Consider the following 12,846-nt stretch of genomic DNA (forward strand, 5'->3'; position numbering starts at 1 on the left):
GCTTACGAAATGGCAGCGACACCCCTGCCGGCGACAGGGGATGTCGATGGAAAATCGGGGCAACAGCGCCTGGCGCCCTGCTCCCTGCCCTATTGCGATCGCCTACGCTCAGGCCGCGCCGACCAGCCGGTAGCCCACCCCGGTTTCCGTCACGATGTGCTCCGGCTGCGCCGGATCGGCCTCGAGCTTCTGGCGCAAATGCGCCATGTAGATGCGCAGGTAATGATGGCTCTCGACATGCGAAGGCCCCCACACATCGCGCAGCAACTGGCGGTGGGTCAGCACGCGGCCGGCATGGCGCACCAGGGTGGCCAGCAGCCGGTATTCGAGCGGCGTGAGATGCACCGGCTCGCCGCCGCGCGTGACGATGCGCAGCGCCAGGTCGACCTTGACCGCGCCGAAGCTCACGCTCGGCGTGTCGTTGGCCCCGCCCAGGTTGCGCCGGCGCAGGTGGGCGCGGATCCGCGCCAGCAGCTCGGACACGCCGAACGGCTTGGTCAGGTAGTCGTCGGCGCCGGCGTCGAGCGCGGCCACCTTCTCGTCCTCGCGCGTGCGCGCCGACAGCACGATCACCGGCAGCTCGGACCAGCCGCGCAGCTCGCGGATCACGTCCAGCCCGTCGGTATCGGGCAGGCCGAGATCGACGATCACCAGGTCGGGCTTGCGGGTGGCGGTCTCGATCAGCCCCTGCTTGCCGGTTTCCGCGTCGAACACCGCGATGCCCTCGGCCTCGAGCGCGGTGCGCACGAAGCGGCGGATCTGTTTTTCGTCTTCGATCAGGACGACGGTCAGCGTCGGTTCACTCATGGTCGGCATTCTTGGGGGATGGCGAAAGCGGCGCCCCGGCATCGGCGGCACCGGGCACATGGCGCGAGCCGGCGGCCTGGTCGTCGCGCCGGGGCGCGTCGATCGCGTCGACGTCCTCGGCCTCGTCGATCGCGTCCGCCTCGTCGACATCGGGCACGGGCGGCGGCGCGTCGACCGGCAGCGTGAACCAAAAGCTCGCGCCGGCCACCGAGCCGTCCGGCGCGAGCCGGTTGCGCGCGCCGATTCTACCGCCGTGCGCGTCGACGATCGCCCGGCAGATCGCCAGGCCCAGCCCGATGCCGGGCGTGGCCGATTCCTTCTCGCCGCGCGTGAACTTGTCGAAGATGCGCGCCTCCATGCCGGCGCGCAGGCCCGGGCCATGGTCGTCGACGCTCACGCGCACGAAGGGCTTGCCGTCCTCCTCGATCGCCTCGGCGCCGATCGTCAGGCCCGTGCCGGGCGGCGTGTACTTGGCGGCGTTCTCGAACAGGTTGGCGAACAGCCGCTCCATCAGCACCGCATCGGTCTGCAGCAGCGGCAGGTCGGCCGGCAGCCGCACCTGCACCGGGTGGCGCGCGAGCACGCGCTTGCAGGCCGCCAGCGCGGCGCCCACCGTCTCCTCCAGCAGCGACCACTGGCGCTTGAGCTGCAGGCTGCCGGCCTGCAGCCGCGCCATGTCGAGCAGGTTGGTGACGATGCCGGTCATGCGCAGCGCCTCGTCGTGGATCGCCTCGACCAGCTCGTGCTCGCGGTCGGTGGGCTGGTCGCCGGCGGCAGCCTCGTGGGCGCCGGCCGCCGCCGGCAAGGCCGCCGGATCCGCCGCTGCCGTCGCGCCCGCCTTCGCCCTGGCCGCATCGGCATGCATGCCGGCCAGCATCGACGAGAAACCGACGATGGTGGTCAGCGGCGTGCGCAGGTCGTGCGAGATCGCCGACAGGAGCGAATTGCGCAGCCGTTCCGATTCCATGCTGACCAGCGCGTCGCGCGCGATCTCGACGTAATGCACACGCTCGAGCGCCAGCGCGATCTGCGCGGCGAAGGCATCGAGCATGCGCTGCTGCTCGGGCGCGTCGAGCTCGCGGCTGTCCTGCGTGACCACCGCCAGCACGCCGCGCGTGCGCATCGGCGCCTTCAGCGGCAGGTAGCGCGCCAGTGCCGCGGGCAGCGTGTCGGTGCCGCGCCCGGCCGGCTTCTGCTGGTCATAGACCCACTGCCCGACATCGGTATCGAGCGAGGCGCCGGTCAGCGTCACCGCCTCGTCGGGATTCTCGATCTTCTGGCGTACCTGGTCGGCGCCGTCGGGCAGCAGCATCGCCACGCGCGCACGGAACACCTCGGCCACGTGGCGGCTGCCGATCTCGACGATCTGCTCGGCGGCGAGCGCGGCGGCCAGCTCGCGCGCCATCGCATACATCGCGCCGGTGCGCCGCTCGCGCCGCTCGGCCACGCCGGCCGAGCGCGTCAGGCTGGAGGTCAGGTGGCTGATCACCAGCGATGTCAGCAGCATGCCGAAGAAGGTCAGCAGGTACTGTGTATCGCTGACCGACAGCGACATGCGCGGCGGCACGAAGAAGAAATCGAAGGCCGCCACCGACAGGAAGGACTGCATCACGCCCGGTCCGCGCCCGAGCCTGACCGCGCTGAACACCACGCCGAGCAGGTAGAGCATCACCAGGTTGGTCAGGTCCAGGCGCGCCTGCGCGATGGCGGCCACACCGGTCAGGGCCGCGCAGATCAGCGCGGCCGTCACGTAGTGGCGCGGCGGCGAGCGTTCGCCGGCCAGCCGCGAGAAGGCCTCGCGCCAGGCGCGCACGCCCGCGTCGGACTCGCCGTGGCGCGGGTCGTCCTGCGCCGAGGTGCGCAGCAGCATCAGGTCGAGATCGCCGGCACGCTCGGCCAGCCGCTCGCCGAACGGTCGCGCCAGGCGCCGCAGCAGGCCGGTGCGCGGCGAGCCGCCGGCCACCAGCTTCGAGACGTTGCGCACCTGCGCATAACCGATCAGCGCGGCCACCGGGTCGGCGCCGGCCAGCGTCACGGTCTCGGCGCCGAGCTCGGCCGCCAGCTTGAGCGCATCGAGCGGGCGGCGCCGGCGCGCATCGTCGAGCCGCTGCGAGCGCGGCGTCTCGACATAGACGGCGATCCAGTCGGCCTTCAGCCCGGCCGCCAGGCGCGCCGCCGCGCGCACCAGGGTGGGCGCCTCGGGGCCCGCCCCGACGCACACCAGCAGCCGCTCGCGCGCCTGCCAGATGCGGGCGATCGAGCGATCGGCGCGGTACTCGCGCATCTGCGCGTCGACGCGATCGGCGGTGCGGCGCAGCGCCAGCTCGCGCAGCGCGATCAGGTTGCCCTTGCGGAAGAAGTTGCGCACCGCCCGCTCGGCCTGCTGCGCCATGTAGACCTTGCCGTCGCGCATGCGCTCCAGCAGTTCCTCGGCCGGCAGGTCGACCAGGGTGACCTCGTCGGCCGCGTCGAACACGCGATCGGGCACGGTCTCCCAGACGCGGATGCCAGTGATCGCGCCGACCACGTCGTTGAGGCTCTCCAGGTGCTGGACGTTGACCGTGGTGTAGACGTCGATGCCGGCGTCGAGCAGCTCGTGCACGTCCTGCCAGCGCTTCAGGTGGCGCGAGCCCGGCAGGTTCGAATGGGCCAGCTCGTCGACCAGCACCAATTGCGGACGACGCGCCAGCGCCGCGTCGAGGTCGAACTCGGCCAGCTCGCGGCCGCGATGCGAGACCGCCAGCGGCGGCAGCAGCTCGAGCCCCTCGACCAGCGCCGCGGTCTCGCGCCGCCCATGCGTCTCGACGATGCCCACCAGCACGTCCACGCCCTCGTCGGCGCGCGCGCGGGCGGCCTGCAGCATCGCGTAGGTCTTGCCGACGCCGGCCGAGGCGCCGAAGAAGATCTTCAGCCGGCCGCGCTGCTGCCTCTCCTCCTCGCGCTGGATCTTGTCGAGAAGCTGGTCGGGATCGGGACGGTTCATGCGGATTGGCGCGCGCCGGTTGTCGGGAGGCGCTTCATTGTCGTGCCAAATCCCGGAAAAAGAAAAGGCGGCGCGGGAGTGCCGCGCCGCAAATGAAGTCCGTGCCGGTCAGGTCAGTGCGCGGACTTCGTCGAGTCGAGGGCCAGGTTCAACGCCAGCACGTTCACGCGCGGCTCGCCGAGCAGGCCGAACTGGCGGCCCTTGGTGTTGGCGTCGACCAGTTGGCGCACCGCGTCGGCCGACAGGCCGCGCGCGCGAGCGACGCGCTCGACCTGGTAGGCCGCGGCGGCCGGGCTGATCTCCGGGTCCAGGCCGCTGCCCGAGGCGGTCACCAGGTCGACCGGCACCGGCTGCGACATGTCGGTGCCCGCCGCCTTGAGCGCGTCGAGCCGGCCCTTGACCTGGTCGGCCAGCGCCGGGTTGGTCGGGCCGAGGTTCGAGGCGCTCGACCCCTGGGCGTTGTACGGCATCGGGCTGGTGGCCGACAGGCGGCCCCAGAAGTATCGCGGCGCATCGAAGGGCTGGCCGATCAGCGCGGAGCCGACCGTCCTGCCGTTTTGCTCGATCAGGCTGCCGCCCGCCTGCGACGGGAAGGCCACCGAGCCGAAGGCGGTCATCACCGCCGGATAGACGAGCCCCGTGACGGCGGTCAGCACCGCGAACAGGACGACGAGCGGACGAAACATGGATTTCATGGCGAAGCTTCCTTATACCCAGCCGAGGGCGGCGAGCACGATGTCGATCAGCTTGATGCCGACGAACGGCACCAGGATCCCGCCGAGCCCGTAGACCAGCAGGTTGCGGCGCAGCAGGGTGGCCGCGCCGAGCGCGCGGTAGCGCACGCCCTTGAGCGCCAGCGGAATCAGCGCGACGATGATCAGCGCATTGAAGATCACCGCCGACATGATGGCCGAGGTCGGGGTGGCCAGATGCATCACATTCAGCGCATTGAGCTGCGGATAGGTGGTCGCGAAAGCCGCCGGGATGATCGCGAAATACTTCGCGACGTCGTTGGCGATCGAGAAGGTGGTCAGCGAGCCGCGCGTCATCAGCATCTGCTTGCCGATCTCGACGATCTCGATCAGCTTGGTCGGGTTCGAGTCGAGGTCGACCATGTTGCCGGCTTCCTTGGCCGCCTGGGTGCCGGTGTTCATGGCCACCGCCACGTCGGCCTGGGCCAGCGCCGGCGCGTCGTTGGTGCCGTCGCCCGTCATCGCCACCAGCCGGCCCGCCGACTGGTGCTCGCGGATGGTCGCGAGCTTGGTCTCGGGGGTGGCCTCGGCGAGGAAGTCGTCGACCCCGGCCTCGGCCGCGATCGCCGCCGCGGTCAGGCGGTTGTCGCCGGTCACCATCACGGTCTTGATGCCCATCTTGCGCAGTTCGGCGAAGCGCTCCTTGATGCTGCCCTTGACGATGTCCTTCAGCTCGATCACGCCCAGCACGCGCGCGCCGCCGCCCTGGCGCTCGGCCACCACCAGCGGCGTGCTGCCCTTGCGGGCCACCTCGTCGACGGCGCGCCGCACGTCCTCGGGGAAACGCCCGCCGTGCATCTCCACATACTGGCGAATCGCATCGGCCGCGCCCTTGCGGATCTCGCGATCCGGCAGGTCGACGCCGCTCATGCGGGTCTGCGCCGAGAAACCGATGAAGGTAGCCTGCAGGGCGGCCATGTCGCGCTGGCGCAGGTTGAAGCGGGTCTTGGCCAGCACCACGATGCTGCGCCCTTCCGGGGTCTCGTCGGCCAGCGAGGAGAGCTGCGCGGCATCGGCCAGCGCCTCTTCGGTCACGCCCGAAGCCGGCAGGAACTCGGACGCCTGGCGGTTGCCGAGCGTGATGGTGCCGGTCTTGTCGAGCAGCAGCACGTCGACGTCGCCGGCCGCCTCGACCGCGCGGCCCGAGGTGGCGATCACGTTGGCCTGCATCATGCGGCTCATGCCGGCCACGCCGATCGCGGACAGCAGCCCGCCGATGGTGGTCGGGATCAGGCACACCAGCAGCGCCACCAGGGCGGTGATGGTCACCACGTGGCCGGCCTTCATCGCGTCGACCGAGAAGATCGAGAACGGCAGCAGCGTGGCGGTGGCCAGCAGCATCACGATGGTCAGCGCCACCAGCAGGATGGTCAGCGCGATCTCGTTGGGCGTCTTCTGGCGCTTGGCGCCTTCCACCATGGCGATCATGCGGTCGAGGAAGGCCTCGCCCGGGTTGGCCGTGACCTTCACCACGATCCAGTCGGACAGCACGCGCGTGCCGCCCGTCACCGAGGAGAAGTCGCCGCCCGATTCGCGGATCACCGGCGCCGATTCGCCGGTGATCGCCGATTCGTCGACCGAGGCCACGCCGTCGACCACCTCGCCGTCGGCGGGAATGGTGTCGCCGGCCTCGACCAGCACCACGTCGCCGCGGCGCAGGTCGCTGGCGGTGGTGATGCGGATCGGCGACTTCGGATGCGGCTCGTTGAGCTTCTTGGCCATCACATCCTTCTTGGCGCTGCGCAGCGAGGCCGCCTGGGCCTTCGAGCGGCCCTCGGCCAGCGCCTCGGCGAAGTTCGCGAACAGCACCGTGAACCAGAGCCACAGCGTGACCGCCAGGATGAAGCCGGCCGGCGCCTCGGCCTGGCCGAGCAGGGCCGCGATCCAGAGGATCGTGGTCAGCACGCTGCCGACGTAGACGCAGAACATCACCGGATTGCGGAACTGCGTGCGCGGCGTGAGTTTCTTGAACGACTCGACGATCGCCGGGCGCAGCAGCGCCGGGTCGAACATCGATCGTGTAGCGGAATGTTGATTCATCGTGATCCTCGATGGCATCGCGAACGATGCGCGGATACCTTGTTTCCCGTGTTCCTGTTGCCTGTGTCGCGTGGGTTCGCCCAGGCAGGCGAGCGGCGGCACGCGGCCGCCGCCCCGCCCGGGCGCGTCCTCAGTGGCTGCCCGAGAACAGCATCAGATGCTCGACGCCCGGGCCGAGCGCGAGCGCCGGCACGTAGGTGAGCGCGCCCACCAGCAGCACCGAGCCGAGCAGCAGCACCACGAACAGCGGGCCGTGCGTGGGCAGCGTGCCGCTGGTGGCGGCGATGCGCTTCTTGGCCGCCAGCGAGCCGGCGATCGCCAGCACCGGCACGATCGTGCCGAAGCGGCCGAACCACATCGCGATCGCCGTCAGCCAGTTGTAGAACGGCGTGCTCACCGTGAGCCCGGCGAACGCGCTGCCGTTGTTGTTGGCCGCCGAGCTGAACGCGTAGAGGATCTCCGAGAAGCCGTGCGGGCCAGGGTTGGCGATCCCCGCGCGGCCCGCGTCGGCGAGCACCGCGATCGAGGTGCCCACCAGCACCAGCAGCGGCGTGAGCAGCACCACGATCGACACCATCTTCATCTCGTAGGACTCGATCTTCTTGCCGACGTACTCGGGCGTGCGGCCGATCATCAGGCCCGCCACGAACACCGCCAGCAGCGCGAACACCAGCATCCCGTACAGGCCCGAGCCGACCCCGCCGAAGATCACCTCGCCGAGCTGGATCAGCAGCATCGGCACCAGGCCGCCGACCGGCGTCAGCGAATCGTGCGCGCCGTCCACCGCGCCGCACGAGGCGGCCGTGGTCGCCACCACGAACAGGCTGGTCTGGGCGATGCCGAAGCGGGTTTCCTTGCCTTCCATGTTGCCGCCGGCCTGCAGCGCGCCGGAGGACTGGTCGACGTGCAGCGCGCTGAAGCTCGGGTTGCCGCGCTGCTCGGACCCGGCCTCGATGCCCACCGCCACCGCGAAGGCCACCGTCATCGCCGCGAGCACCGCCACGCCTTGCCGGCGGTCGCCGATCATGCGGCCGAACACCAGGCAGAGCGCGGCAGGCAGGATCAGGATCGAGAGGATCTGCACGAAGTTCGAGAACGGCGTCGGGTTCTCGAACGGGTGCGCCGAATTGCCGTTGAAGAAGCCGCCGCCGTTGGTGCCGAGCATCTTGATCGCCTCCTGCGAGGCGACCGGGCCCATCGCGATGGTCTGCGTCTTGAGCGGCGTGGCCACCGTCACCGGATTGCCCTTGTCGTCCTTGACCGGGTTGCCCTGCGCGTCGAGCTTGGGCGCCTGGTAGCTGCTGGCCTGCAGGGTCGGCACGTCGGTATAGGCGCGGAAGTTCTGGATCACGCCCTGGCTCATCAGCACGCCCGCCACCACCATCGACATCGGCACCAGCACGTAGAGCGTCACGCGCGTGAGGTCGACCCAGAAGTTGCCGATGGTCTTCGCGGTATGACGCGCGAAGCCGCGGATCAGCGCGACCACCACCACGATCCCGGTGGCCGCCGACAGGAAGTTCTGCACCGTCAGGCCCAGCATCTGGGTCAGGTAGCTGACCGTCTGCTCGGGCGAGTAGTCCTGCCAGTTGGTGTTGGTGACGAAGCTGACCGCGGTATTGAAGGCGCCGTCCACCGTCATCGGCGCGAACTGCTGCGGGTTGCCGGGCAGCCATTGCTGGATGCGCAGCAGCAGGTAGAGGAAGAACACGCCCAGCACGTTGAAGGCGATCGCCGCCAGCGCGTACTGCTTCCACGACATCTCGGCGCCGGCATCGACCCCGGCGATCCGGAACAAGGCGCGTTCGAGCGGGCCGAACACGCGCAGCACGCGCGAGGAGCCATCCATCACGCGCGTCAGGTAGCCGGCGACGGGCACCGCCAGCGCCAGCAGCACGACGAGGAAGATCCCCGCCTGCAAGAGGTTGTTCGCATTCATTCGATATCCTCCGCGCGCAGCAGCGCGTAGACCAGATAAGCGAACAACAGCGCGGTCGACAGCCCCGCGAGCCACAGCATCCAGTTCATTGACGCCCCCCGCGACCATATTGCGAGAGCTTGTCGCACCCCGCGACGAGCGCGACGATCAGCACCGAAAACAGTGCGAGACCGCCTACGTACAGCGCATCCATTGTTGTGTTCTCCGTGTTCCTGTTCGAACGGATGCAACCTTATGGGAATGCGCGTAAAGGGCGGGTCAAAGCTCGGAGCGGGTGTGTAAAAAACGCGTAAACGCGAGGTGGGGACGGAGCGGGAAAGGCGGCGGAAACAGCGCGGGCGGGTAGATCAGAAGCACGGCGGCAGGGGCCTGCCACCGCGAAACGCGCGCGCCGGGCGGCGCGCGTGCGGGAACGACGAGGGAAGCCGGGCGAGGCTCAGGGCAGCAGGATGGTCGAGCCCGTGGTGCGGCGCGCCTCGAGATCGCGATGCGCATCGGCCACGCGCGCCAGCGGGTAGCGCTGGCGCACGTTGGTCCTGACCTTGCCCGAGCCGACCGCCTCGAACAATTCGGCCGCGCCCTGTTCGAGGTCGGCGCGCTTGGCGATGTAGGTAAACAGCGTGGGCCGCGTGAAGAACAGCGAGCCGCGCGAGGAGAACTCCTTCGAGTCGATCGCCGGCAGCGGGCCCGAGGCATTGCCGAAGCTGACGAACAGGCCCAGCGGCGCGAGGCTGTCGAGCGACTGCAGATAGGTGTCCTTGCCGATCGAGTCGTAGACCACCGGCACGCCCGCGCCGTTGGTGATCGCCTTGACGCGCTCGGCCAGGTTCTCGCGCGTGTAGACCACCGGGTGGTCGCAGCCGAAGGCGCGCGCCAGCTCCGCCTTCTCCTCCGAGCCGACGGTGCCGATCACGGTCGCGCCGAGCGCCTTGGCCCACTGGCAGACCAGCAGCCCGACACCGCCCGCGGCCGCGTGGATCACGATGGTGTCGCCCGGCTTGACCGGGTAGGTGCGGCGCAGCAGGTAGTGCGCGGTCAGGCCCTGCAGCATCAGCGAGGCGGCGTCCTCGTAGCCGATCGCATCGGGCAGCTTGACCAGCTTGTCGGCCGGCAGCACCCGTTCCTCGGCATAGGAGCCCGGCGGCACGCCGGTGTAGGCCACGCGATCGCCTGGCTTGAAGGCGCTCACGCCCTCGCCGACCGCCACCACCTCGCCCGCGCCCTCCTGCCCCAGCCCGCCCGGCAGCGGCTGCGGATAGAGGCCGTTGCGGAAATAGACGTCGATGTAGTTGAGCCCGACCGCGTGATGCTTGACGCGCACCTCGCCGGCCTTCGGCTCGCCGACCTCGACCTCGACCCACTTCATCACCTCCGGGCCGCCCGGCTGGTCGTAACGGATTGCTTTCGGCATGCGTGCTACTCCTGGGTTTGGATGTTCAGGGAATCCGGCCGTCTGGCGACGGGACGCATGATTCTCGCGCGTTGGCGGATTCCTTGCAGGCGGTGGGCCGGGCAGGCGCGGCGAGGGCGGCGGCCCCGCGCCGAATTATCCACACGAATACGTCAAGTTCGACGCGTTCACGTCGTTAACGATCTGGTCGGCCAAGCCGCGCCGACTTGTCAAGGTGCTGCATCTTCAACCCATAACAAAGGATCCGAGCCATGCGCATGCCCATCATTTCCACCTTCCTCCTCGCCCTCGCGTCGGTTTCCGCCAACGCGGCCACCTCGATCACGATCGACGCCAGGCAGAACTGCATCCAGGGCGCGCTCAACCCGAATTCGCCGTACGGCGCACCGGCGACCTTCCAACTGGCGCCGGGACGCTACGTCATGTCGCTCTCGAGCGACAGCATGAGCTGCTCCGGCGGCAACGTCACCCCCGGCTGCCTGATCGATGGCGTGATTGTCCAGGGCGGCTGGGGGAACGCTCGCTGGGGCGTGTCCGTCAGGCAGCAGCCGATCGTCGTCGATGTGGGCGGCAGCGGCAACGCCAACCTGTGGGCCTACACGTCCGATGACGTTTGCTCCGACAACAGCGGCCAGGCCACCCTGCTGATACAGCAGGCCAACTGAGGCTCGGCGGGAACCGCTCCGGTTCGTGCCGGCGCGACCGGGGCGGCCGCCGCCGAATCGGCCGCGCCCCGGCCCGCGCTCAGCCCTTCGCCAGCGTGCGCGTGAGCGTGTCGAGCAACACCCGCGCGGTGGCCACGTTGGTGGCCACCGGCACGTCGTGCACGTCGCACACGCGCACCAGGGCGTTGATATCGGGGTCGTGGGGCTGCGCCGTCATCGGGTCGCGCAGGAAGATGACCATGTGGACGCGGCCCGAGGCCAGCTCGGCGCCGATCTGCTGGTCGCCGCCCAGCGGCCCCGACAGCTTGCGCTCCACCTCCAGCCCGTGGGCGCTGGCGATCCGGCTGCCGGTGGTGCCGGTGGCCACCAGCGTGCATTGCGCGAGCGTGTCGCGATAGGCGCCCGTCAGCGCGACGATTTCGTCCTTCTTCGCATCGTGCGCGATCAGCGCGATCCGGGGTGCTTCCATGCGGGTGAATCCTCGTGGGTGGAAACAGGGCCGGCGGCACGCCGCCGGCCGCCAAGGTTCAGAACGTGCCGGGGTAGGAACCGCCGTCGATCAGCCAGTTCTGACCGGTGATATAGCCGGCATGCGCGCTGCACAGGAAGGCGCAGGCCGCGCCGAACTCGTCGGGCTGGCCGAGCCTGCGCGCCGGGATCTCCTGGGTGCGGCGCGCGCGGACCTCGTCCACGCTGGCGCCGGCCGCCTTGGCCGAGGCCGCCAGGGTGGTCTTGATGCGATCGGTGTCGAACAGGCCCGGCAGCAGGTTGTTGATCGTCACGTTGTGCTCGACCACCTTGCGCGAGAGCCCCGCCACGAAGCCGGTGAGCCCCGAGCGCGCGCCGTTGGACAGCGCCAGCACGTCGATCGGCGCCTTCACGGCCGAGCTGGTGATGTTGACGATGCGCCCGAAGCGGCGCGCGATCATGCCGTCCACGGTGGCGCGGATCAGCTCGATCGGCGTGAGCATGTTGGCGTCGACGGCGCGGATCCAGTCGTCGCGCGAGAAATCGCGGAAGTCGCCCGGCGGCGGCCCGCCGGCATTGGTGACCAAGATGTCGGGCTGCGGGCAGGCGGCCAGCGCCGCCTCGCGCCCGGCCGCGGTGGTGATGTCGCAGGCCACCGCGGTGACCTCGGCACCGGTCGCCTGGCGAATCGCCTCGGCGGTAGCGTCGAGCGTCTCCTGGGTACGCGCCACGATCACGAGCTTCACGCCCTCGGCGGCCAGCGCCTGAGCGCAGCCGCGTCCGAGTCCCTTGCTGGCCGCGCATACCAGCGCGGTCCGTCCTGCGATGCCGAGATCCATTCGAGCCTGTCCTTGCAGTCAGTGGGCGGCCGCGGCCGCTCCGGAGCGCGTCGCCGCCGGCCCGGGGCCGCCGCGCCGGCCGCCCCGCATGCCGGCGCGAGCCGGGCGCGGGCGGCCTTGCCGGACCACCGGCGGGCTCGCCGCGCGAGAGAGGTCGATAATATCCGGATCGCGGCCGCCATCTTCGGTAAACTTGCGCCACCGAGCCGGCGCCATCCGCGCCGCGCTCCCCGAACCAGACGATCCCTCTTTCTGCCGCACGCCGCCCGTCATGACCCAGGACAGCCGCTTTCCGAACCTCTTCATCCTCGATCACCCGCTGATCCAGCACAAGCTCACGCACATGCGCGACAAGGACACGTCCACGCGCACCTTCCGCGAGCTGCTGCGCGAGATCACGATGCTGATGGGCTACGAGATCACCCGCAACCTGCCGATCACCACCAAACGGGTCGAAACCCCGCTGGTCGAGATCGACGCGCCGGTGATCGCCGGCAAGAAGCTGGCGATCGTGCCGGTGCTGCGCGCCGGCATCGGCATGTCCGACGGCCTGCTCGACCTGGTGCCCTCGGCGCGCGTCGGCCATATCGGCGTGTTCCGCGCCGACGACCACCGCCCGGTGGAATACCTGGTGCGCCTGCCCGACCTGGAGGACCGCAACTTCATCCTGTGCGACCCGATGATCGCCACCGGCTACTCGGCGGTGCACGCGGTGGACGTGCTCAAGCGCCGCAACGTGCCCGGCGAGCGGATCTCGTTCCTGGCCCTGGTGGCCGCGCCCGAGGGCATCGAGGTGTTCCGCCAGGCGCATCCGGACGTGAAGGTCTATGTCGCCTCGCTCGATTCGCACCTGAACGAGCACGCCTACATCATCCCGGGCCTGGGCGACGCCGGCGACCGCCTGTTCGGCACCAAGAACTAGGCGCATCGCCCTTGCCCACT

General features: G+C 70.0%; 11 protein-coding genes. 2 read left to right on the forward strand and 9 right to left on the reverse strand.

Annotated elements, in window-relative coordinates; translation table 11 throughout:
* Positions 1–108: 108 nt before the first annotated feature.
* From kdpE to BM43_RS18950, 7 genes are all read right to left on the reverse strand, one after another.
* On the reverse strand, positions 109–807 hold the full coding sequence (gene kdpE, locus BM43_RS18915; protein ID WP_013698898.1) for a two-component system response regulator KdpE: 699 nt from the start codon (positions 805–807) through the stop codon (positions 109–111).
* A complete protein-coding gene (locus BM43_RS18920) occupies positions 800–3,790 on the reverse strand; it encodes a sensor histidine kinase (RefSeq protein WP_036049836.1) in 2,991 nt (996 codons plus the stop codon). Before BM43_RS18920 ends, kdpE begins: the two co-directional genes overlap by 8 nt.
* A 113-nt stretch (positions 3,791–3,903) precedes the next feature.
* A complete protein-coding gene (kdpC, locus tag BM43_RS18925) occupies positions 3,904–4,485 on the reverse strand; it encodes a potassium-transporting ATPase subunit KdpC (protein ID WP_036035469.1) in 582 nt (193 codons plus the stop codon).
* Positions 4,486–4,497: 12 nt separating this feature from the next.
* Positions 4,498–6,582 (reverse strand): potassium-transporting ATPase subunit KdpB, encoded by a 2,085-nt coding sequence (kdpB, locus tag BM43_RS18930; protein WP_036049834.1) that lies wholly within the window; start codon positions 6,580–6,582, stop codon positions 4,498–4,500.
* A gap of 130 nt (positions 6,583–6,712) precedes the next feature.
* Entirely contained in the window at positions 6,713–8,521 is a 1,809-nt protein-coding gene (gene kdpA / locus BM43_RS18935) for a potassium-transporting ATPase subunit KdpA (RefSeq protein ID WP_036049832.1), read from the reverse strand.
* Positions 8,518–8,610 carry a K(+)-transporting ATPase subunit F gene (gene kdpF / locus BM43_RS18940; RefSeq protein WP_025096489.1) on the reverse strand — a complete coding sequence of 31 codons (93 nt, stop codon included), beginning with the start codon at positions 8,608–8,610 and terminating at the stop codon, positions 8,518–8,520. Before kdpF ends, kdpA begins: the two co-directional genes overlap by 4 nt.
* A gap of 347 nt (positions 8,611–8,957) precedes the next feature.
* Complete coding sequence (locus BM43_RS18950; RefSeq protein ID WP_013698904.1) at positions 8,958–9,932, reverse strand: quinone oxidoreductase family protein; 975 nt, start codon at positions 9,930–9,932, stop codon at positions 8,958–8,960.
* Between the two features lie 251 nt (positions 9,933–10,183).
* On the opposite strand from BM43_RS18950, the gene BM43_RS18955 reads away from it, so the two are divergent.
* Positions 10,184–10,597: a hypothetical protein gene (locus BM43_RS18955; protein WP_036049829.1), complete on the forward strand. Its 414-nt coding sequence runs from the start codon at positions 10,184–10,186 to the stop codon at positions 10,595–10,597.
* Positions 10,598–10,676: 79 nt separating this feature from the next.
* Here BM43_RS18955 and BM43_RS18960 read toward each other — a convergent pair whose 3' ends face one another.
* Both BM43_RS18960 and BM43_RS18965 read right to left on the reverse strand, forming a co-directional pair.
* Positions 10,677–11,066: a methylglyoxal synthase gene (locus BM43_RS18960; protein ID WP_013698906.1), complete on the reverse strand. Its 390-nt coding sequence runs from the start codon at positions 11,064–11,066 to the stop codon at positions 10,677–10,679.
* 58 nt (positions 11,067–11,124) lie between these two features.
* Positions 11,125–11,904, reverse strand: a complete 780-nt coding sequence (locus BM43_RS18965) for an SDR family oxidoreductase (RefSeq protein WP_036049828.1) — start codon at positions 11,902–11,904, stop codon at positions 11,125–11,127.
* A 271-nt stretch (positions 11,905–12,175) separates the two neighbouring features.
* Here BM43_RS18965 and upp point away from each other — a divergent pair, with 271 nt between their 5' ends.
* On the forward strand, positions 12,176–12,826 hold the full coding sequence (upp, locus tag BM43_RS18970; protein WP_013698908.1) for a uracil phosphoribosyltransferase: 651 nt from the start codon (positions 12,176–12,178) through the stop codon (positions 12,824–12,826).
* Positions 12,827–12,846 lie beyond the last annotated feature (20 nt).

The organism is Burkholderia gladioli (assembly GCF_000959725.1).
Taxonomy (GTDB): domain Bacteria; phylum Pseudomonadota; class Gammaproteobacteria; order Burkholderiales; family Burkholderiaceae; genus Burkholderia; species Burkholderia gladioli.